General features: G+C 57.9%; 15 protein-coding genes. 12 read left to right on the top strand and 3 right to left on the bottom strand.

Features of this window, described 5'->3' with window-relative positions; all coding sequences use genetic code 11:
• Genes CPH89_RS09900 through CPH89_RS09915 form a run of 4 tightly spaced genes read left to right on the top strand, consistent with a single transcriptional unit; the run spans position 1 to position 3296 of the window.
• Positions 1–1299 (top strand): phosphatase PAP2/dual specificity phosphatase family protein, encoded by a 1299-nt coding sequence (locus tag CPH89_RS09900; RefSeq protein WP_053258760.1) that lies wholly within the window; start codon positions 1–3, stop codon positions 1297–1299.
• Positions 1289–1732, top strand: coding sequence for a hypothetical protein (locus CPH89_RS09905; RefSeq protein WP_053258761.1), 444 nt, complete (start codon positions 1289–1291; stop codon positions 1730–1732). The genes CPH89_RS09900 and CPH89_RS09905 overlap by 11 nt, the downstream gene beginning before the upstream one ends.
• A gap of 9 nt (positions 1733–1741) precedes the next feature.
• Positions 1742–2362 carry a lysophospholipid acyltransferase family protein gene (locus CPH89_RS09910; RefSeq protein ID WP_053258762.1) on the top strand — a complete coding sequence of 207 codons (621 nt, stop codon included), beginning with the start codon at positions 1742–1744 and terminating at the stop codon, positions 2360–2362.
• Position 2363: 1 nt separating this feature from the next.
• Positions 2364–3296 carry a phosphatidate cytidylyltransferase gene (locus CPH89_RS09915; protein ID WP_053258763.1) on the top strand — a complete coding sequence of 311 codons (933 nt, stop codon included), beginning with the start codon at positions 2364–2366 and terminating at the stop codon, positions 3294–3296.
• 85 nt (positions 3297–3381) lie between these two features.
• On the opposite strand, the gene CPH89_RS09920 is transcribed toward CPH89_RS09915, so the two are convergent.
• Positions 3382–3864: an Lrp/AsnC family transcriptional regulator gene (locus tag CPH89_RS09920; RefSeq protein ID WP_053258764.1), complete on the bottom strand. Its 483-nt coding sequence runs from the start codon at positions 3862–3864 to the stop codon at positions 3382–3384.
• Positions 3865–3992: 128 nt separating this feature from the next.
• On the opposite strand from CPH89_RS09920, the gene CPH89_RS09925 reads away from it, so the two are divergent.
• The 3 genes from CPH89_RS09925 (at position 3993) to pbpC (ending at position 12786) form a co-directional block, all read left to right on the top strand.
• Positions 3993–4622, top strand: coding sequence for a LysE family translocator (locus CPH89_RS09925; protein WP_053258765.1), 630 nt, complete (start codon positions 3993–3995; stop codon positions 4620–4622).
• Between the two features lie 78 nt (positions 4623–4700).
• The gene (locus tag CPH89_RS09930; protein WP_053258818.1) at positions 4701–10508 is read left to right on the top strand and encodes an MG2 domain-containing protein; all 5808 of its coding nucleotides are present in this window, start codon (positions 4701–4703) and stop codon (positions 10506–10508) included.
• Entirely contained in the window at positions 10489–12786 is a 2298-nt protein-coding gene (gene pbpC / locus CPH89_RS09935; protein WP_053258766.1) for a penicillin-binding protein 1C, read from the top strand. Before CPH89_RS09930 ends, pbpC begins: the two co-directional genes overlap by 20 nt.
• Positions 12787–12806: 20 nt before the next feature.
• On the opposite strand, the gene CPH89_RS09940 is transcribed toward pbpC, so the two are convergent.
• Together CPH89_RS09940 and CPH89_RS09945 are read right to left on the bottom strand one after the other, a co-directional pair.
• Positions 12807–13166 (bottom strand): avidin-fold protein, encoded by a 360-nt coding sequence (locus CPH89_RS09940; protein ID WP_053258767.1) that lies wholly within the window; start codon positions 13164–13166, stop codon positions 12807–12809.
• 248 nt (positions 13167–13414) lie between these two features.
• Positions 13415–13600, bottom strand: coding sequence for a hypothetical protein (locus CPH89_RS09945; protein ID WP_084375796.1), 186 nt, complete (start codon positions 13598–13600; stop codon positions 13415–13417).
• Positions 13601–13727: 127 nt separating this feature from the next.
• Here CPH89_RS09945 and CPH89_RS09950 point away from each other — a divergent pair, with 127 nt between their 5' ends.
• The 5 genes from CPH89_RS09950 to CPH89_RS09970 all read left to right on the top strand — a co-directional run bounded on the left by CPH89_RS09950 (position 13728) and on the right by CPH89_RS09970 (position 23050).
• A complete protein-coding gene (locus CPH89_RS09950) occupies positions 13728–14072 on the top strand; it encodes a hypothetical protein (protein ID WP_053258769.1) in 345 nt (114 codons plus the stop codon).
• Positions 14073–14155: 83 nt separating this feature from the next.
• A complete protein-coding gene (locus CPH89_RS09955) occupies positions 14156–15019 on the top strand; it encodes a hypothetical protein (protein WP_141125127.1) in 864 nt (287 codons plus the stop codon).
• 698 nt (positions 15020–15717) lie between these two features.
• Positions 15718–16695, top strand: coding sequence for a hypothetical protein (locus CPH89_RS09960; RefSeq protein WP_053258771.1), 978 nt, complete (start codon positions 15718–15720; stop codon positions 16693–16695).
• A gap of 354 nt (positions 16696–17049) precedes the next feature.
• Positions 17050–18573, top strand: coding sequence for a ComEC/Rec2 family competence protein (locus CPH89_RS09965; protein WP_141125126.1), 1524 nt, complete (start codon positions 17050–17052; stop codon positions 18571–18573).
• A 271-nt stretch (positions 18574–18844) separates the two neighbouring features.
• A complete protein-coding gene (locus CPH89_RS09970; RefSeq protein ID WP_053258773.1) occupies positions 18845–23050 on the top strand; it encodes a glycosyltransferase in 4206 nt (1401 codons plus the stop codon).
• Positions 23051–23249: the final 199 nt, after the last annotated feature.

Raw genomic sequence — 23249 nt, forward strand, 5'->3', positions numbered from 1 at the left:
ATGCGCGAACCCGGCTTATTGAAACCGGCCGTCCTGTGGCTGCTGTTGTTGGCGCCGTTGTTTTTCGCTACCTACGGCTTCGCCACCTGGGTCACCAGCCAGCGCAGCGATGTCGGCACACTGGTATTCGGCTGGGAAACCCATATGCCGTTCTGGGCCTGGACCATCGTGCCGTATTGGTCCATTGACCTGCTCTACGGGTTCTCCTTGCTGTTGCCCAACACTCGCCATGAGCTGAAACAACACGCGTTGCGCCTGCTCAGTGCGCAAGTGATTGCCGTGAGCTGCTTCCTCATCTGGCCACTGCGTTTCACCTTTGAACGGCCGGAACTGGACGGTGTGTTTGGCTGGCTGTTTGCGGTGCTGGCCGGCTTCGACAAACCGTTTAACCAGGCGCCCTCACTGCACATCGCGCTGCTGGTGATCCTGTGGGTCATGTACCAGCGCCACACTCAAGGGCTCTGGCGTTGGGTGGTGCATGGCTGGTTCACGTTGATCGGCATTTCGGTGCTGTCCACTTATCAACATCACTTTATTGACTTACCCACAGGCGCCCTCGCGGGCTGGTTATGCGTGTGGTTGTGGCCAGTGGAGCACCCGAGCCCGCTGTTGAATGCACGGCTTGCGCGGGATTCGCAGCACTGGCGGCTGGGTTTGCGTTACGGCGCGGGGTCGGTGGTGCTGTTGATTGTGGCGCTGACCTTGGGCGGCGGGTGGCTGTGGCTGATCTGGCCGGCGGTGTCCCTTGCGCTGATAAAGGCGAACTACCTGGTGCTGGGCGCCGCAGGCTTTCAGAAACGCGCCGATGGCCGTCTGACGCCCGCCGCACGCTGGTTGTACGCGCCCTACTTGGCTGCGGCCTGGATTAACTCGCGGTGGTGGACGCGAAACCATCCACAATCTGACCAGGTTGTGGATAACGTTTGGCTGGGTCGAATTCCTACCGTCAGCGAGCAGGGTTCATTCAAGGCTATCGTCGATCTGTGTGCGGAATTGCCGATGAATCCCCAGGGCCGCGCCTATCAATGCATCCCTGTGCTCGACTTGATCGCCCCAACCCCCGCCGAATGCCTGCACGCCGCGCAAGCCATTGAACGCTTGCGCCTCAGCGGCCCCGTGCTGGTGTGCTGCGCCTTGGGTTATTCGCGCAGCGCCACGGCAGTCGCTGCCTGGTTGCTGCACAGTGGTCGCGCGGCCAGTGTCGAGGAAGCGCTGGCTATTATTCGTACAGCGAGGCCCAGCGTGGTCCTGCATCCCACTCACCGTGAAGCTCTGGAGGGTTTACCCCATGCCTGCTGATATGGAACTCCAAGTGGTCGCCAGCCTTCTGCGCCGTGGCCGATCACTCGATCAGTTATCCACAGGCCTGACCGTGGTCGGTGTGCTGTTCGGCCTGGCTCAATTGCTGATGGCGAGTATTTCGACAATCTGCCTGCTGCTCAGCCTGTGGATGATTATTCTCGGCCTGCTGCAAAAGTACTGGGCGCTGCGCGTGGCTTTCGACGCCGACCTGTTCGCGCTGCTGGCCCGCGCCCCCCAGCGCACACCCGATCTCGACCAGGCCTTGCAAACCCTCGGCCTGCAATCGCCCAAACGCGCTGGCCGGCCCTGGACCGAGCGCCGTCGCGGCGCCCTTAAATTGTTGCGCAAGCAGGCCTGGCTGCTGGGCGCGCAAGTGCTGCTGACCCTGCTCGTGATACTCGCCAGCCCTTGGCTACCTTTTGCCGGATAAGGAATTCCCATGTTCGAACCTGTGGTCGCCACGCTGATTACCTCGATGGCCCGCACCGTCACCGGCGCCCGTAGCCTGTGGCTGGGCTGCGCGCCGGTCCCGGTGCAACGTATTTACTTCGCCAACCACAGCAGCCACGGCGACTTCGTGCTGCTGTGGGCATCACTGCCGCAGAACCTGCGCAAATTCACGCGCCCGGTGGCCGGTAGCGATTATTGGAACAAAAGCGCGTTGCGCCGCTACATCATCAACCGCGTATTCAATGGCGTGCTGATCGACCGCGAGCGTAAAGACCCTGTGGATAACCCTTTGCAGCCGATGCTGGCCGCGCTTGAAGGCGGCGACTCGCTGATCATCTTCCCCGAAGGCACGCGCAATCTGGAAGACGGCCTGCTGCCATTCAAAAGCGGCCTGTATCACCTGGCAAAAAGTTACCCACAGGCGGAATTGATCCCGGTGTGGATAGCCAACCTCAACCGCGTCATGCCCAAGGGCCGCGTGCTGCCACTGCCGTTGTTGTGCACCACCAGCTTCGGCGCGCCGTTGCAACTGGAAGAGGGCGAAGACAAAGCCGCGTTCCTCGCCCGTACCCGCGACGCCCTGCTCGCCCTTGCCCCGGAGCATGTCTGAGATGGATAGCCAAACCCTGATGTTGTTCGGTGGGATCGGCGCGATCCTGGTACTCGCCTCATTGATCGGACTGATCCTCAAACTGCGCACCCGTGGCACGCCGAATGCGGTGATCGACAACCTCAACGCCCGCATCAACGCCTGGTGGGTGATGGTGGTGGTCATCGGTATTGCCTTCTGGCTGGGTACCGGCGCGGTGATCCTGCTGTTCTACGCGGTGTCGTTCTATGCCCTGCGCGAATTCCTCACCCTGACCCCCACGCGCCGCAGCGACTACCCGGCGCTGGTGGCCGCGTTTTACGTGGCCCTGCCCTTGCAATACATGCTGATCTACTCGGACTGGTATGGGCTGTTCTCGATCTTTATCCCGGTGTACGTGTTCCTGCTGCTGCCGATCCTCGCGTCCCTCGGAGGCGACAGCACGCACTTTCTCGAACGGGCGTCGAAAGTGCAGTGGGGCCTGATGATCGCGGTCTTCTGCGTGTCGTTCGTGCCGGCCCTGTTGACCCTCGACATCCCCGGTTACGAAGGCCGCAACCTCTTGCTGATCGCCTATCTGGTGATCGTGGTGCAACTGTCTGACGTGCTGCAGTACGTGTGCGGCAAACTGTTCGGCAAACACAAGATCGCGCCCAACCTGTCGCCCTCCAAAACGGTTGAAGGGTTTGTTGGCGGGATTCTGCTGTCGTCCCTGATCGGTGCGGCGTTGTGGTGGACGACGCCGTTTAATCCGTGGCAGTCATTTTTGATCGCCTTGTTGATCAACCTGTTGGGTTTTGCCGGCGGCATTGTGATGTCGGCAATCAAGCGCGACCGGGGCGTTAAGGATTGGGGGCATATGATCGAAGGCCATGGCGGGATGCTGGATCGGCTGGATTCGGTGTGTTTTGCTGCGCCGATTTTCTTTCATCTCGTTCGCTACTGGTGGACCTGAGCCATACAGGCTCAAGCCCAATGCGGATCAAATGTGGGAGCTGGCTTGCCTGCTCCCACACTGGGTTTGCAGTGTTTTCCCGTCCTCATCCCGGCAAATGTCCCAGGGGCAAGGCGCCTGGGGTTTTCACGGTCTGGATCGCAAAGTTACTGCGAATATCCCTCACCCCCGGCAGCTTCAACAGGCTGCCGGTGACGAACCGCTCATACCCACGTAAGTCCGGCACCACCACCTGCAACAAAAAGTCCGACTCCCCCGACACCAGAAACGCCGAGATCACTTCGGGCAATGCCGTCACCGCCTCGCGAAAGGCATTCGCCTCGGTGTCGTTGTGCCGCTCCACCTTCACGCCCACAAACACCATCATGCCCAGCCCCACTTCATCGCGGTCCAGCGTGGCCTGATAACCGCGAATCACCCCGGCCTCTTCCAACAGACGCACGCGGCGCAAACACGGGGAGGCGGACAGACCGATCTCATCAGCCAGTTGCACATTGCTCAGGCGACCGTCCCGTTGCAGGGCCTCAAGAATCTTGCGGTCGAACGCGTCAAGTTTGAAATTTGGCATAAGTGGATGGCCGTAGGCTGTATTGGTGGCAGATAGTGCCAAGACTAGACGCTTATCTGGCTGACTTCGCAAGCACCTGCCCTGCCTTTCAATCCTAGAATTGGCCGACCAATCGAGGGAGGTGAAACATGGCGCAGCTCTGGTTATTTCTGTTGGCCTTATCGGTCGCTTTCCTGTTGCCGGGGCCGGACATGATCCTGCTGCTGCAAACCGGCGCACGCCAGGGCAAGGCCTTGGCGCTGACCACGGCAATCGGCTTGGGGCTGGCCCGGGCATGCCATGTGGCGTTGGCCGGTATGGGCTTGGCGACCTTGTTCAAAGTGGCGCCGTGGACGTTCGACGTGGTGCGCCTCGGTGGCGCGGCCTACTTGTTGTGGCTTGGCGTGCAGTGCCTGCGCGCCAATCGGCTGACATCGCTCAACGAAAGCCAGGGCGCACCTTCGGTGCATGCCTGGCGCACGGCCTTTCAGCGCGGCCTGCTCACCAATCTGCTCAACCCCAAGGCCCTGCTGTTCTGCTCGGTGCTGCTGCCGCAATTCATCAACCCGCAAGCAGGCCCGGTGGCAGCGCAGTTTGCGTTACTCGGTGTGATCCTGGTGAGCGTCGGTTTCGTATTCGACGGCTGCTACGCCCTGGCCGGCGCGCGCATCGGCCACTGGCTGGCGCGCAATCGCTCGGCGCAGCGCGTGCAACAGTGGTTGTTTGGCAGTCTTTTGATTGGTTTTGCGGTGCGTCTCACTTTTGTGCAGCACGCCTGAGCAAGTCGGCGATTTCACGTCATCTTTTGTATCAAAGACGCGTGTAATATAGGCCGCACTTAGCCAGGGATGCTCACCATGCTCGATTCGTTGAAAGCGACCAGCCGCCGGATTCTCGGCGCTTTACTGACTGTGGTGAGTGCTCTCTTCGGCCAATGGCAACCGCCGCCCTGGCTGCGCGCCATTGGCCATGGCCTGGCAAACCTGGGCCATAAAGCACGCGCTTACCCGCGCCAGGCCGGTGCCGGGCTGTTGGGTCTGGTATTGCTGGCCGCTGCCGGCTTCTATGGCTGGCAGTGGTACTCGCACCTGCCGCAACCGCACACCGTCGGCTATTCGCTGCACAAACCGAACCTGACTGATTACACCCAACAACCACCGGTTGTGGATAACTTGCAGGTGCGCTTTGCCGAGTCCGTGGCTCCGCTGGCGGCCATTGGCAAGCCCGTCACTGAAGGCATCACCCTAAGACCTGAAGTGGCCGGCACCTGGCGTTGGTCCGACGACCACACCTTGTTGTTCGTACCGGAAAAAGACTGGCCCGTCGACGCCCATTACACCCTCGACCTGGCCAAGAAAAAGCTGCTGGCCGACGGTGTATTGCTCAGCCAGTACAGCAGTCAGTTTTCCACTCAACCGTTCCGCGCCACCCTGGCGCAAAACGAGCTGTATCAAGACCCGTCCAACCCGACGTTGAAACAGCTGGTGGCGACTTTTCATTTTTCCCACCCCGTCGATGAAGACAGCCTACGCAAGCGCGTCTCGGTAACCCTCGGCAAAGGCTTGGCCTACCGCGATGCCCAGTTACCCAACCGCCCGGAAATCACCTTCGACGACACCAGGCTCAACGCCTACGTACGCTCCGCCGCCCTGGCCACGCCATTGGAAAGCACGCCCGTCAGCGCCAAGCTCGATGAAGGGATCAAGGCCCGCGACGGCGGCAATGCCAGTACCGCACCACTGGTCTCTGAAGTCACCGTACCCGGTCGCTATCGCCTGACTTTTACCGGCGCCGAAGTCAGCTTTGTCGACAACGCGCGCGGTGAACCCGAACCCGTGCTGATGTTCAGCAGTTCCAGCGCCGTGGCCGATGACACCATTGCCGGTAAGGTCCAGGCCTGGCTGCTGCCGGAAAAAGCCCAGGATGATACCCGCCCCTATTACAGCAACGAGATCGACGATGCTTTGCTGGCGCGTAGTTCAAAGGTCAACCTGACCCACGTACCCAGCGTCGAACCGCTGAATACGCTTCACGCCTTCAAGTTCAAGGCGCCGGCAGGCCGCGCGCTGTATGTACGCGTACCCGCCAACCTGGAAGCCATCGGCGGCTACCTGGCGAAAGACCCTACGGCGTCGCTGATCAGCATGCCGGCGTACCCGCGCACGTTGCAGTTCCTGTCCGACGGCGCCTTGCTCAGCCTCAACGGCGAAAAACGCCTGGGCTTCATGGCCCGTGGCGTGCCCGGCGCCCATGTGGAAATCGCCCGCCTGCTGCCCAATCAGTTGCAGCACCTGGTGGACCAGAGCAGCGGCAGCTTCGCCCGTCCGAATTTTGGCAATGAGTATTTCGACCGCATGGTGGAGCGTCAGTCGCTGGATATTCCGCTGTCGTCCAATGACCCGGCGAAAACCGTCTACGACAACGTCGACCTGAGCCACTACCTCACCGCCAACGGCGGCCGTCGCGGCATCTTTGTGCTCAAGCTCAGCCCTCAGGATGACCCCGCCGAGCGCACGTTCGATTACTCGCGCAGCAGCACCAGCGACTTGCGTTTCATCGTGGTCACCGACCTTGGCATCATCGCCAAACGCTCCAGCGACGGCAGCCACGATGTTTACGTGCAATCCATTGATAACGGCTCGCCAGTGGCCGACGCACAAGTCGACATCATTGGTCGTAACGGGTTGCCGGTCAGCAGCGGCCGCACCGATGCCGAAGGCCATGCGCATTTCGCCAAGCTGGATGAATTGCGCCGTGAGAAAACGCCGCTGATGTATGTCGTCACTCGCGGCAACGACCAGTCGTTCCTGCCGATTGCCCGTCAGTCGCAACAGCTGGATTTGTCGCGTTTTGACGTTGGCGGTTTGGAAGAAGACGGCGCGATTGATCGCCTGAGCGCCTACCTGTTCACCGACCGCGGCCTGTATCGGCCCGGCGAAACGGCGCACCTGGGCATGATCGTGCGCAGCGGCAATTGGAAAGGCGCATTACAAGGCCTGCCAGTGGAGCTGCAAATCACCGACCCACGGGGCCTGGAAGTCATTCGCCAGCCGCTGAAACTGTCCACCAGCGGTTTTGAAACCTTTGATTTCCCCAGCAGTGAAGTCGCCCCCGCCGGGGACTACACCGCGACCTTGCAACTGATTGGCCAGAAAAACACGCGCACCGACCTGGGCAGTGTCAGCTTCAAAGTGCGTGATTTCGAGCCAGACCGCATGAAGGTCAGCCTGAGCCTGCACGACACCCCGGTGTTGGGCTGGATTCCACCCGACCAAGTGGTGGCCAAAGTCACCGCGATGCACCTGTTCGGCGCCCCGGCATCGGGCCGTCGCGTCACCGCCAAAATGTCCCTGAGCCCCACACTGGCGGCCTTCGACCGTTACCCCGAGTACCGCTTCCGCCTCAACGACTCGCTGGAAGAAGCCAGCACCGAAGACCTGGCGGAAACCACGGTCGACGACAACGGCCAGGCGCTGCTTGACCTCAACTTGCAACGCTTCGCCAATAGCACCTATCGCCTGCAAGTGATGACCCAAGTGTTCGAAGCTGAAGGTGGCCGTAACGTCGCTGCGCAAAATGCGCTGCTGGTGTCATCCGCGCCTTATCTGGTCGGTGTGAAAAGTCAGGATTCGCTGTCGTACGTTGCCAAAGACGCCCCACGCCAAGTGCAATGGCTGGCCGTCGCGCCGGACCTTACACCCGTGGCGGTGGACGGCCTGACCAGCGAAGTCATCGAGCACCGCTATGTGTCGGTGCTGGTGAAACAGTCCAACGGCACCTACAAGTACGAGTCGCGCATCAAGAACATCAGCCAACCGGCCTCGCCGCTGGTGATGACCAAGGAAGGTGCCAAGCAGCCCCTGAACACCGGCACGCCGGGCGATTTCACCCTGCAACTCAAGGACGCCAACGGCAACCTGCTCAACCAGATCGACTACAGCGTGGCCGGGCGCGGCAACACTTCGCGCTCCCTGGAGCGTAACGCCGAGTTGCAATTGCGCCTGGATAAACGCAGCTACGCCACAGGTGACGAGATCGCGATCAGCATTCGCGCGCCGTACACCGGTGCCGGCTTGATCACCATCGAGCGTGACAAGGTTTACACACAGCAGTGGTTCAAAGCCGACAGCACCAACAGCGTGCAACATATCCGCGTGCCTGCAGGGCTTGAGGGCAATGCCTACGTCAACGTGCAGTTTGTGCGGGACATCGGCTCGTCCGAGGTCTACATGAGCCCGCTGTCCTATGGCGTGGTGCCGTTCAGCATCAACCTGGATGCACGGCGCATGGCGCTGAAGGTCGAAGGCCCGGCGAAGATTGAGCCGGGGCAGACTCTGGATATCAAGGTCACTGCCGACCGCCCCGGTCGCGCGGTGGTCTACGCGGTGGACGAAGGTATCCTGCAAGTGGCGCGCTATCAGACGCCGGACCCGTTGGGCTTCTTCTTCCAGAAGCGTGCGCTTGAAGTCGGCACCAGTCAGATTCTTGACCTGATCCTGCCGGAATTCAGCCGCCTGCTCAGTGGCGCAGCACCCGGTGGCGATACAGAAGGCGGCCTGGCCAATCATCTCAACCCGTTCAAGCGTAAGCATCAGCCGCCAGTGGCCTGGTGGTCTGGGCTGGTGGATTTGCCCGCCGGTGAGACGGTGCTGCATTACCAGGTGCCGGACAGCTTCAACGGCAAGCTGCACCTGTTTGCGGTGGCGGTGGATACCGACAGCGTCGGTGTCAGCGAGGCCAATACCGAGGTGCGCGGGCCAATAGTGATAACGCCGAACGTACCAGCGTTTGTCGCGCCGGGAGATGTGTTCAATGTCAGCGCCGGGGTGTTCAGCAACCTGGAGGCTGCGACGGATGTGAAGTTTGAAGTGCAGACCAGCGACGGCCTCAACGTGCAGGGCGACAAGGGCAGCACCTTGTCACTGCAACCGCGCAAGGAAGGCACGGCAGAGTTCAAGATCAAGGTCGGCGAAACCCTCGGCTCGGCGGACCTGCGTTTTGTCGCGGTATTGCCGGACGGCAAACGCATTCAGGTCGCGGAAACCACGTCGATTCGCCCACTGAGCGAGCAACGCGTGGCCCTGAGCCTGGGTCGCTTTGACAGCGCCAGTAAAGAACTCAAGCCAACGCGTGAACTGTTCAGCCAATTGCGTGATGTGCAACTGGGTGTGGCGGCCTCACCACTGGTGTGGGCCAACGGCCTCAAGCATTACCTGGATGACTACGGGTATGCCTGCACCGAACAACTGGTGTCCAAGGCCATGCCGGCGTTGATCTGGGGTGGCACTGCGCCAGAAGCCGAGCAAGCATTCAGCGGCGCGGTCCGCATGCTGCGCCAACGCCAGAACTCGGCCGGCGGCTTTGGCTTGTGGGCGGCCAACCCGGACGTGGCGCCGTACGCCAGCCTGTATGCGACTGACTTCCTGATCGAAGCGAGGGAACGCGGGCTACCGGTGCCGGAAGACCTGCTGGTACGCGCCAATGCGTATCTGACAGACCTGGCCAATGGTCCGAGTGAAGGCCTGTCGGAATTGCGCAACCGTGCCTACGCCAGCTACTTGCTGAGCCGTCAGGGGATTCTGGTGAGCGGCGCCTTGAGCGATATCCGCGAGCGCTACGAGAATTACTTCAAGGACGCCTGGCAGGACGACCTGGGCGCCGCTTACCTGGCTGCCAGTTACAAGCTGCTCAAACAGGATCGCCAGGCGGATGCACTGTTCCGTAAAGTCCCGTGGCGTTCACTTGTGGATAAGTGGGACAGCGACGGCCTGTACTACGACCCGCTGGTGCACGACGCTGAACACTTGCATCTGTTGGCGCGTCATTTCCCCGAGCTGCTGGACGATGTGCCGACGGCGTTACTGGACAAACTCGGCAAGCGCCTCAACGAACAGCGTTACAACTCGCTGTCCGCCGCCCTGTTGCTGCGCGCCCTGGATAACTATGGCCAGCGTGCGCAAAGCGACATGACCCTCAAGGCCACCGCCTGGCTGGGTAACAAGCAACAGCAACTGCTGGAAATGGCCGGCCAGCCACCGCGCGCCGCCGTGCCGCTCACCACGCAGAAGCTGGTGATGGAAAAATCCGCCGGCCCAGCCGCGTTCTACATGCTCAGCGAAGCCGGCTTCGATAAGGGTACTCAGCTCAAGCCGATCAACAACGGCCTGGAAATCATCCACGAGTACCTCGACCTCAAAGGCGAGCCGGTGAGCAAAGTCGCGGTCGGCGATGAGTTCCTGGTGCGTCTGCGCCTGCGCGCCACCGACCGTGACCAAGTGCAGCAAGTGGCCGTGGTCGACCTGCTGCCGGGTGGCGTCGAGCCTGTGTATAACGTGCCGCCGGAGCCGGAGTCCGCCAGTACCGATGAAAGCGAGGGTGAAGATTCCGAATACGCCGAAACCGCAGACGGCGAAGAAGCCGACACCTGGCAAGCGCCTATCGGCGAGACCGAGCTGAGCAATTGGCAGCCGGACTATGTGGATGTGCGTGACGATCGCGTGGTGTTGTACGGCACCGCGCTGCGCGATGTAGGCACGTTCGTCTACCGCGTGCGCGCCACCAACGCAGGTACGTTCAATACGCCACCGGCCTATGCCGAAGGTATGTACGAAACCACCCTGCAAGGGCGCGGCAAAGTAGGCCAGCTTGAAATTACCAAGCCTTAAACGCCTGACGCCGCTGTTGGCAGCGGCGGTGTTACTGGCGGGGCTGCGGCTGTGGCCCCATGCCCCGCTGGAACAGGCCGTGACGTCGTCACGGGTAGTGCTGGCCGACGACGGCTCGCTGCTGCGCATGACCTTGGCGGACGACGGACAGTACCGCCTGTGGCTGCCCCTTGAGCGTATGTCGCCGTCACTGGTCGAGGCGTTGCTGCTCAAGGAAGACCGCAATTTCTATTGGCACCCGGGCATCAATCCCCCCGCGCTGCTGCGCGCGGCCGCGGCCACCTACAGCGGTGGCCAGCGCCAGGGCGGCTCGACACTGAGCATGCAACTGGCGCGCCGCCTGTGGGACCTCAACACTCGCCAAGTACCGGGCAAGTTGCAGCAGATGGCATTGGCGCTGTGGCTGGAAGCGCGCTACAGCAAGCACGACATCCTTGAGGCCTATCTGAACCTGGCGCCCATGGGCGGCAATATCGAAGGCGCCGAGGCGGCCAGTCGCATTTATTTCGGCAAGTCGGCGGCACAGCTATCGTTGTCCGAAGCCTTGGCGTTGGCGGTGATTCCGCAACAGCCGGGTCGGCGTGCGCGCTTCGGGCCATCGCTGCAACATGCACGGCTGCGATTGATGACTGAATGGCGCGAAACCTATCCACAGGACCCGCGCAACGCCAGTTTGCTCGACTTGCCCCTGGAGGCGCGCAACCGCCAGCAAATTCCTTTTCTGGCGCCACACCTGAGCGAACAACTGTTGGCGTCCCAGGCCGGCAACGAACTCAACACCACGCTTAACTTGCCCTTACAGCAATTGCTCGAACGCCTGATCACAGGCTTTATTGCCGAACGGCGCAGTACAGGTGTGGAAAACGCCACAGCGATCCTGATCGACAGCCGCGACCAGAGCGTCAAGGCCTTGGTGGGTTCTGCGGATTACTTATCCACAAGCATCCACGGCCAGGTCAACGGCGTGTTATCACGCCGCTCACCCGGGTCGACGCTCAAGCCATTTCTGTACGGGCTGGCGCTGGATCAGGGGGTGATCCACCCCATGAGTATCCTCAAGGACTTGCCGAGTAACTTCGGCTACTTCCAGCCGGAAAATTTCGACGGTAGCTTTGTCGGGCCACTGACGGCGCGGGATGCTTTGATCCGCAGTCGCAATATCCCGGCGGTGTGGCTCGCCAGCCAAGTGCAGTCGCCTTCACTGTATGGGTTGCTGCAACGTGCCGGCATCAAAGGGTTGCGCAACGAAAGCCATTACGGCCTGGCGCTGGCCTTGGGCGGCGGCGAGATGACACCGGAAGAGCTCGCGCGCTTGTATGTGATGCTGGCCGGTGACGGGCATTTGCGGCCGTTGCGCTATTTGCAGGAACAACCGCAAGCCACCGGTGCGCAGTTGCTCACGCCCCAGGCCGCATTTATGGTGCGCGACATGCTACGGCGCAACCCACGCCCGGATGGCTTGCCCGGCCGCCACTGGCGCACCGCCTGGAAAACCGGCACGTCTTGGGGGTTTCACGATGCCTGGAGCGCAGGCTTGGTCGGCCCGTACGTGCTGGTGGTGTGGGTGGGTAACTTTGATGGCCGACCGAACCCGGCGTTTATCGGTGCCAAGACCGCTGCGCCGTTGTTCTTTCGGATCGCCGACGCCTTGCCTCTGGCGCTGCCCAATGTCGTGATTAAAGCCGACAAGCCGCCCGCCGGGCTGGTGCGCATTGATGTTTGCGCCGCCTCCGGCGAGTTACCCAACCGCTGGTGCCCGCAGACGCGCAAGACTTGGTACATTCCCGGCGTGTCACCGATTCGCGTGTCCAACCTGCACCGCCCGGTACTGATCGACACGCGTACCGGCAAGGCCGCGTGCCCGCCGTTCGATGCACAATACACCCGCCAAGAAGTCTTCGAGTTCTGGCCCAGTGACGTGCAGCGCCTGTACCGGGCAGCCGGCCTGCCTCGACGTACGCCGCCCAACGTGATGAAGAACTGCCAACCCAACCGCATCAGCGATCAAACCGAAGCGCCGCAGATACGCTCGCCGCTGACGCAGGTGAGCTATCAGTTGCGTCTGTCCCAGCCGCAGGAAAGTATCCCACTCACTGCCAATGCGGCCAGCGATGCGGCGACGCTGTATTGGTTTGCCGACCAGACCCTGATCGGCCAGGGCCCGCCGCAAGCCACACTGAACTGGCGGCCGGGCAAGTCGGGGGAATACCGGCTGCGGGTCAGTGATGATCAGGGACGCAGTGCGAGCCGTGGGTTGAAGGTGGAGTTTGTGCCGTGACCCAGCGAAACACGTGGCCTCTAGGCGCCGACCTCCACGTAACAGGACTCGCCGCCGCCCGTCGCACCTGACAGCCACCCCCACACAAAACTCAACGTAGTGCGCCCGGCAGAATCAAGGCCTACCGTGCCCCGGGACCAACCGGCCAACAGCTCACCTTCGGTGTTCAGGCACTGATAAAGCAGCTCAATGCTGTCGGGCCCGGTGACACGTCCGACCTGCTGGCCTATACGGATTCGACCGCCTTGGTAAGTGCCCGAAACAGCGTCCCCATCGACACGGTAGTGAAACACGGTGCCGGTACCGGAGAGCCCTTGGGTGTTGCTGGCGACTATAAATCGGCGGTTGTTCAAGCGTTCGTGAACGAGGCACGGTTGCATCGACGACGCATCCTTTCGATAGGGCCTGGAGACGCGACGGTGAATTTAGAGAATTAAAACTGTCGCTGACATGCCCGAATTTACGCGCCCCCATCTAGTGGCGAAGGAAACGCAAAACTGTCGCAATCGTCCAAATCGCCCTTGGCACCACATGCTCTAGAGAATTAAAACTGTCGCAGCCAAATACGCTGCGGCCTTCCGTCCGGTCATGAGCATTCGTCGAGGGAGAGGCTAACCTAAGGTGTCGGCTAGGCGATACGTCCAAATCTGACAGCAAGGTCTGGCGTTAAGTCAAAGCCCTTCTCCACATAGGCCTCGAGCGCAGAAAGCGTTCTTTCCCGGAAACTGCTGCGGTTCAGTGCTTGAATCTCCAACTGGCGCTTCACAGGTTCTTCAACGTCCAGCGCCCAGATTTCGCTAAGCGCTTCATCCACGCGACCACATACTGCTAGCCCTACGTGAGCCAGCACTGGCGCTTTGGTCGGCGCTGGCTATATTCATTTTGCGTCCAAAACATTTTTCCGAAGTACAGATCAACCTTGGCCCAACAGGGGTACCCCCATGTCCGTGCATACCGCCATGGCCGGCAGCTTGGGATTACTCCTGTGCATGCCGGGTTGTACTGTCGTGAATGTCTATGAAGATGGAATCCGCACCGAGCGGCAGGTCGGGTTGCTCAGCAGTAATCCTGCCAAGGCCTTGTCCGGTGCCCCCGCCTACATCGAAACCCGAGGTTTTGGCGTCGTCCCCGGCGCCAAGGGCCTTTCGATCGGCTATATGGAGGAAACCACCATCAGCCTCGCGGATACGCGCTGTGTCGCCGTGTTTATAAAGCCGACGCGTGAAACGATGGATGCGCTCACCGCCGCCGCTGTCGACTTGACGCGGCTCTGCACTTATCCCTGAATGAGGGTTGGTCCATGTATAGAAAACTGGGTATCGCTTGCATGCTAGTTTCCGGGTGCTCGCCGTTGCAGCAGGCGCCGTTGATGTATACGTCGAAGCAGACGCTGGGGATTGATTTGACGACGCCGACGGCCGAGTCCCCGAGCCTGACGTTCAATCTGGGGTTCATGAACCTGGACGCGGTATATATTCCGTTAGCGGTTTCGAAGAGGCCGGAAAGTACGATGCACTTCGGCATTGAACAGATTTTTGCGACGCATGGGAGTGGGGGCACGGAGGCTGAGGTCAATGCACAACCGACCCCAGCAACCGATAAAGTAGTGGTTAACAACACTCAGAAGGCTGCGGAAGTCAAAGCGGCCACTGAAGAATTGCAACGAGCAACGCAGGAGGAGGCCAAAACCACGGCCCAAGTAAATGCCTTGCCGAGCAACTTGCAAGAGTACTCCGCTACCGTCCAGTCAGCGGGAGTAAATACAGCACGCATAAAACCGATCGCCGAGAGGCTACTCGCCAATCTCAATGCATTGAAAGTTCCCTCCGCTATCATCCAGAAAGTTGAGACTGGCAAGCCGCTGACTTCAGTCGACAAAGAGGCCAGCCTTAGCAAGGCACAGGAGCAACAGTGGTTGGCAGCCGCCGACACGAGCGTAGCGCAAGCCCACTATGGCCAGGTCTACTCTGATATGCAGAAGGACTCCATGTCCGTCTTCAGCACCTTCGGCACAACCTTCGGTCACACGACTGGCGATTCAGGCCTGTCCAACCGCATCGGCAAAGTCTTCTCCACCGGCATCGCCGCACAGAACCTGACCCGGCATCTCGAAACGTCGAGCCTGCTGGAGCAGTGCGCAAAATTACTGGCCCTCGCGAAGAACGAGACCCAGCAAGGCCAAGTCCTCACCCTCTGCACCGCACAGTCGACCAAGCCAGCAGCAGTCGAATAGCCTTACTAACCAGCGATGCGGGCCAACGTCAATACTCAATCTGCCCTTGCGCAACAGGCGGCCCCATTGAGTCGATCGGCACTGACTCCATCGCTGTTCTGCCTCTTGCTCGCCATGCTCTGCGGCCCCGCCAAGGCGGAGCCGTACCGGGTCATCAACGAGGAATGGAGGTCGCGGTGGGAATGGCAGTCACCTGCCACCCCCTCCCACAGATCCGTACGTGCAGAATTACCGCATACGGCTCCCGCCTTGGGTTTTGACGCCGAAGGGGGATCATGGGTGTTGCGGCTGATGCAGAATTGACCCAACTGCCGAAATTTACCTGACCCAAGCTTCTACTTCGTAAAGCGCTAGCAGGTATGACTTTAGGCTGAATGCTTATGGGGCAAGCAGGTGTTGGCGCTAACGCCGAATTGACCCAGTGGCCGATGCCACAACTGACCTACCCCAATCGGAAAAAATCCAGCACTAGTAATGGTTTACAAGGTAGGAGCCTGAGTCAGTGAAATCTCGGTAACTGGGTCAATCCTGCTCTGGCGATAATAGGCTCATCTCAAACAGATAGGAAAAAACGCTGCACCACCGCAAAGTCGCGTGCTTCAGCTAGGACTGGCAGTTCTGCGATCAAGATGCCAGCATCGCAGCAGTACCTGAATACACGATAGTGGTTGATCCCCACCTCAAGTTTGGAGTCTTGAATGAATCACCTCCCTCCCGGCGTTGATCTGGGAAACATTGTGCTGCCCGGAAGTGCTTCTTCAACAGTAGCCATAGCAGTCCCGGAAATAACCGTACCGGAGGCTTCTGTCTACGCTTTGCATCCTTCTCTTCCCCTGGCCACTAAGAACAATCTGCTGGAAAAACGATACCGGAGCGTGACTTTTCTGGACGCCTATGTCACCGGCAATGCTTACATCCACCCAATGACCGGTGCGCTCTGTCTAAGGACCACACGCGATGAAGCATCTTTCAAAGGCTTCGTTTTTGAAGCGGCCTTAGCTCGGTGGTGCCGGGAGTTTCCGTCCGGTATTGGCAAGCGGGCTTTCGCCTGGTGCACCAATCGTAACTACAACAACACCACAGACGCGATCTACAACAGGTACAAAGTTTTTGTTAGGGGAGACAAGACATTAGCCGCGCGAGCGGAGACGGCAATTCTCTATAACACTGGTGCCCCATTTGACGTGCAGTTCTATCGCCTCAACGAGGAGCACAACAAGCCAGAGGTGGCCACGTTGCTGGGCACTCAGATCGAGGCTGGCATTCAAGTCAAAGCCATTACCGGCGATGAATTGACTCAGATCATCAACCCCATTCTAAACGGGACTTACACCCACGTAATAACCATGCTCAAGCACGCTAACGGGCGGCACAGCTATGAAGTATGCATGGATATTCTTAATAACCAGAGACGGCTTAAAAAGCTTACGGATGAGCAGTACGCCGTTGTGACCAGGCACATTACTCACCCGCAAGATCTTGGCATCAATCAGCAGTTCGTTGATGAGTACAGTCACTACATCAGATCCCTCTATCAAGGGTCAAATGCAGCATGGACTGAAGAAATTAACCAAGCGATAAGCTTGGAAGTGTGTGATGGGCTCACAGCGAGTCCTGGCGGAATTTTGATGCCAGTGGTGCAACCAATTCAGATCTCATCGCCGTTAGGGTATTGAAAACAATGCGATAGCTACCCTTCGAGTCTTTAGCTCATAGATTCGAAGGAGGCTGGCTTGCATCAGGCTCCCCGTCTTTCGTACCCGGGAAGGTATCGCCGCTACAGGGCCTCACATTAAGATTACAACGAGCTGAGGATGGCGGCCATCAGCCAGCATTACTCCTTCAAAAACCGTAAACTCACACATTCAAATCGCTGAACCTATCAAGCCAGTCGGCTAGATGACTCGTGACTAACGCCCTAAATAGCCACAACGCTTACCCAAGGAAGAACGTGCCAGATTGATGGCAGGCGCGTAACCACAAATCAAGCGATGGATAAACGGTCGCACAATCTGCCAGGCCCCATGACGATGAACACTCACTTTCGCCGCGCTGAACATCCGAACGAAGAATATCCATCAAATCTGATCCCTCACCTCGCATACGCCTGTTTCGATCACCTAGAAGTAGACACAGTAGCGCGGACCGTCCTATTGGCATTCGACTTGGTCGACGCACAATGGCTGGACGTGCAGGGAATGCAAAATCCGCTGTTGAATGCCGACCAACCCGACGGCGTCGATGAAGCGTGGAAGTTACGGAGACAATTTAGCAAGCGCAGAAGCCAGAGCCCATTCGAATCGATGCCAATTTTCCGGCTGGAAATCGAACTTCCCGACGGGCAAAGGCTCTTCGATCTCCCACCACTCCCTTCTGCTAACGACCCGCGCGCCCTTCGCGTTATGGCGGCAGACCTTGAGCGGATGTGGTTCGAGGTAGAAATACAAAATCATCGCGGGCCAAGCCTTATGGTGGCTCAGCTCTATCCAGGATTGTTCGCTAACGCGGTGTCGGTTTACGTAAAGGGAAAAATGCCCCCGAAACAAAAGGCTAAAGGGTTGTCCGCTGTATTTTCTCTGGCACATCTTCCCACCATATCCACCCGTCACCTGGCAATGGAGCTTTCCAGCGCCACCGCAGATCTATTGGCGGTATATGATGTGGGGCAAGGAAATGCCAATGCGCTGGTTTCCACGAGGCCTTTTGGAGTGCCTACGCACTATTATGATCTGGGTGCTGGGGTTTACAGAAACAAGCACACCACACCCTATCCTTTGGCCTTCTGTTTCACACAGAAACCTCCGATCATCCTTTCCCACTGGGATGCCGATCACTGGGCAGGCGCTTATGCTGTCACCCATAACAACAAAAACCCTGCCCTCACATGCACTTGGATTGCTCCACTTCAGGTAGTTGGTCCCTTACATATAGCTTTCGCACATGACGTGATCAGCAAAGGCGGTGAGTTCTTTATCTACTCTCCCCCTCCTGGCGAGATCGGCATCGCAACGTTGCCCCAACAACGGCGTATTAGGTTCATGCGCGGCGGCGGCAGAGACCGCAACGGTACCGGAATTGTCCTAACCGTGGAGGAGCCTAGCAACATCCCTGCGAGGAGCTGGTTGCTCACCGGCGATTGCGACTATTTGCACTTCGTCGACGAGCTAAAACCGTTGCCCCCCGTGGGCTTGGTCGCGCCCCACCACGGCGCGGACCTTGATAGCAAAAGTCCCATCCCGAAAGCACCGACCGGCGTTGGGTATAAACGGCTGGTGTACTCTTTTGGTCCGGGAAATCGACATGGCAAAACACCCCCCGTCCAGCATCCGACTACCAAAGGAGTCACGCTGCACAACAGTGCCGATTGGGACCACAATCGTTGGAGCCTGTTGACTCCCGGTACCCATGCACCTGGAGGTGACATTTTAGCAACATGTGAACATGCACCTGGCACCTCACGTGGCGGCGCACTGATTGGATGGGATCGACCGCCCAAAAGATTAATTGCGCCTTGCGGTGGAGGGGGATGCTCTGCACCGCTAAATCAAAGCTAGGTATTCTTATTGGCGCTGATGCGATTTTGAACCAGGGTGCCGGAATTCATTGACCCACCCGAATGCTCAAATGGTGGCCTTGCGGATTATTTCAGAGGCAGTTGCATAAATTCGACGTTTAATCGCCGACAACTGCGTAGACGTCGATATGATTCGGTCTAGAGCTTGCGCCGACAGCAGATTATCATCGTTGTACCAAACTCCTGCCGCTTGATCGAAGGCGCGTAACGCACCGCGATTACCCCAAATATATCGAAATCTAGGAGCCGAGATGGCATACGTGGTGGCTTTACTCGCAACTCGCTGGGGGAGTGATTTAGGTGGCCTCAACGTTTTTAACAAAGGGCTTGCGGAAGGCTTGATTCAGGCATTGCCCAAAGGAAGCCAGACGCTCTGCTTTGTAAATCGGCTGCCGACCACCACCATAAGTGAGGGAGAGGTCCAGCTAATAGAGCATGAAGAGTTCAGCACTACGATCCTAGCGAGCGAGATCGCCAGCCACTGTGCGACGTTGGATATAGGTACTTTACAAGGCGTGTTGGTAGTGGGGCATGACGCCATTACAGGCCAAGCAGCCGTCGACTGCGCCAACCAACTTCGTGAACATCTGGGAGATGAGACCAGCGTCAAGTCGGCCGTCATCGGTCATATGGACTATTCGGCATATGCCTTTATGAAGGGGCATAGCCTTGAAGAGGTGACAGAGCGGTCGATCAAGCAGCGAGATATCATAGCCGCTGCAGATTGTGCGTTTGCAGTAGGCCCGCTATTACAAAGCAACTTCGCGTCCGCGCGAAGCGCCATGCATCGCCCAAGATCACCAGTGAGGCCATTAACACCTGGCGTGAATGAAGTTAAGTGGAATCATCATAATCCCCGCGTTGATCTGCAGGTTTTTATCTCGGGACGACTTAATAGTGAAGATGATCCGATTAAAAACTCTATATTGGCTATCCATGCGCTCGCAGAAGCATATAAGCGTGGTCGTCAAATTAGCGCTGCAGCTTGGGACGCGCGAGGGCAGCTTTTCGCTTGGGGCGTTGATCCAAGCTCCGACCGAGCAGCAATAGATGAGCTAAAGGCAATCGGCAGTAAAAGTGCCGCGTTTGTGCTACATGCAGAACCGTTCTCCGATGACCAGAAAGTTCTGCGTCAAAGTTTGGCGGGCTGTCATGTGGCGCTGATGCCTTCTTGGCATGAAGGGTTTGGTCTGAGCGGATGGGAGGCTCTGTGCGCAGGTGTGCCTCTTGTATGCTCGCGTCAGTCCGGCCTCGCAATGCTAATCGATGATCTAAAGCAGCAGTTCCCAGAGGTATCCTTTGACAGCGTCGTGTTCGTCAATATCGGCGGCAGCCTGACCGCAGGAACACCGAGCGCGGAGGACATCGGGACATGTGCGGACGCATTGCTTGAAATCACCAGCAACCTCGAAGTACGCAAGCAGGCCGCTATACAGTTGGCGAGCCTCCTTAAGCGCGAATTCAGCTGGAAGCGTTGTGCTTCAGATTTACTAGAGGGTACTGGTTGGGATTTGCCTGGTTCCGTTCACTGGTCAAACCGACAGGCCGTGGGGCGGAAACAGGAAGAGTCTCGTCAGGTATTGGAGCGTATCCTCGACGACCTTGACCATTTGGACCTTGAAGAAGACTGGCGCGATTTGACGACAGCATTCAACCATCTGAGTGATGCCGGTAAGAACGCCGATCTGCAGGATAGACCCGAACTGCGTGCGAAACTACGCACCATCGGCAGTGCGATTGGTGATCACATGACCGTCGCTAGCGCTCTGTGCGAAACAGCGAGAGAGTCGGGGCGCATGGACGTATGTTGGCGATACATGGCTGCGTGCGCCAACATTTGCTTAAGCTTTCGAGATTTTTCGGAATCTTTTCCAGAGTCAATGTTACATGTGATCTGGAAAGATACGTTTTTAACGAAGGAGTTGTTTTACTACGCCGCAGTCTTTGCGGATGAGTTCACGCACCAGGCGAGCGAGATTGCTCCGAAGTTTTTCGAGCCCGCCTGGTTAACCGATTCGGAGCCTGCTTATGCTATTCGACTCGCCCGCTTAGCAAGCAAATGTAAAGAACTAATGCAACTTTTCCCGAGAGTGGAAAATGTTCCGGAGTTTATCAACGAACATGAGCGCTGCATTAAACTTGAAAAGCACTCGCACGATATTGCGAGTGCCATCGCGGACGACCCTAAACTAGTGTCGACGATGCTAGCGCTAATGGCGCACGGCTTAGAACCAGCACGTCAGATATCCGATCAGACTGTCAGTTTCTTAAGCAGCTATTTCCCCGATGCTGGCACCGCTAAGGGCCATTGGCGTGGTGACAAGCGCGTATTCGCAGCGCTTGCTACAACGAGCTTATCAACACAGGTGCTTCTTGAAGCGTTGCGCTGTATGGCACTCGATGAAGATGAGAGCATCAGGTGGGCCTCATTGCATCTGGCGTTCTCACAGACATTGCGACGACGACTGGAATCTGCCTTCACGGCAGGGGCACTTACGATCGAGGGCTCGTTGAATGAAGAGCTGGGCAAAATTGTGGACATGGCTATCAGCACCGATGATGGCCACCCATGGCTACATCGGGAATTCCTGAGTCATTACCTAGAAGAGTGCGCTTCGCCACCCGGGCACGGCAAACCTAGGCCTTTAGGGGTTTTGGACTTCCCCGTGGCTAGATGGTTGATCGGCCCAGTCGTAGGAGAGCGTGCGCCGAATCTTCGGGGTCGCATGCACCCGGAAGTCGCCGTAACACGCACCGACACTCTACAAGCAGTAAAACGCATCCTCCTCGTATTGCCTCCAATCGAAATCGACGACGCTGCATCCGGTGCATCCCGAACTAGCACGCCTGCCTTAGGCCTCGGACTGCTGGCATCTCACCTCGCGTCTCAGGGCCATGACGTGCAGGTCGCAGACTGTCACCGATTCCCAAGGTTACGTGCTGAAGTGCTGCGTCTGGCACGGACTTTCGACTTGATTGGATTTAATACGGTGTTTTCTACAATCCAGTCAACTATGAATATGCTTGTCGATATTCGCAAGCGCACACACAGCACGACACTCGTAATTGGCGGACCGGCGGCAAAACTAAATGCATGGCAGTTTTCTGCGGTTCATACGGAGGACGCCCAGACAAGTTGGGACTTCGCAGTCGCAAGCAATGCGGTTGAGAACTTATCTTCATTAGTGGCGAGCTTGAAAAGTCAAGGTCAATGGCCTGCAGCTCCGGGTATTACGCCAAACCTTAAGAGTTGGAATGTGGTCGGGCGTGGCATCGAAGAATATAGCGTATTACCATTCCCATCGATCAAATCATCAATTTCAACGTGGCCAAATGTGATGCTTGATCGACGGATTTATCGGAGTGGGGATGGCCAGTATGAGCCTGCTAGAACACGTTCGAAGTCGCAGACATTTCATGAGGCTCATGTAGTCATGTCGCAGGGGTGCGACTGGAACTGCGCTTTCTGTACCGAGCGTAGGGACAAAAGTGGTGGTGAAACAAGGCGGGAGGTCTTACATGTGCTCAAGGAAATTAGCGACCTCACATTGCAGCATAAAGATCTTCGGATTCAGTTCATCGACGATAACTTGCTTCCACAGATTGCAGCCGATGGGAAACAGAGAGGGGATAAGTATCAAGGGCTCACCTGGGCGAGCGATTTTCTCGATGGCTTAGTTAAAATAAAAGAACAGGCCGGCGACTCATTTGGCTGGCGCGGAATCTTCCGTATTGAGGATTTCATCGCCTACGATGCCAACTTTGATGAACCCTTTATAGAACACCTACAGCGCTCAGGTTGTCGTATGCTTGCATTCGGTATTGAGCATGGTAGTGAAGTGCAGAGGAAGAAAAGCAAAGCGGCAAGTGAGGTTGTAACCAATGCTCAAATTTCAGAGTTGTTTCAGCGACTCCGATCTGCCGATATTCTTACGAAAGCCTATTTCATGCTCGGTGGTCCATGGGAGACTCAAGAGAGCGCGCACCAGACTATCGATTTTGCAGTTCAGAGTGGCGTGACACTTGCTTATTTTGCGCTTTACAAGGACTTCGCCAAGGCCTCGAATATCTTGAGTAAAGAGCAACAGGCGAAGGATCCCAAAGCTGAAAGGTATATTAGGTATGACCAGCTAGCTCTCAATTGGGATCAGATCCTAACCAACGTAAAAGTCAATCATGATCATGTTGTTGACTCCTGCGATATGTCTGGTGGACCTGTAACGAAGCTAGAGCTGGAATGCTATCGCAAGCTTTCGGCACTAGGGTTTCAATTCACAGACTTGGTCAAGTACAACGACTTCCACGATGAGGAGGCAGATGGCGGAAGCCTCCTTCGTGCTGTTACGTGGAACTCGCCATCGGAGTATTTTAAGACCGTCGAGCAGGCTTACCGCAAATTCTACCTGAGAGACAGCTTTGTTGAGGAATACAACGCGTTACTTTCGCACGGCTACTGAACTGGCTTGTGACATTAGTGTTCGCCTCCAGATACGCTCGCCCTCGACTTCCTAGCATCGGAGACGAATAGTAACGGGCTTGGACGCCATACGAATTCGAAACCCTCCAGCGGATTGACGTTGTTGGCGCCGGCGCCGAATTGACCCAGTTGCCGAGATATCACTGCCCCGGGCAGAATCCTCGAGAACCACTACTTTT

Origin of the sequence: Pseudomonas fluorescens (assembly GCF_900215245.1) — a bacterium.
Classification (GTDB): Bacteria; Pseudomonadota; Gammaproteobacteria; order Pseudomonadales; family Pseudomonadaceae; genus Aquipseudomonas; species Aquipseudomonas fluorescens.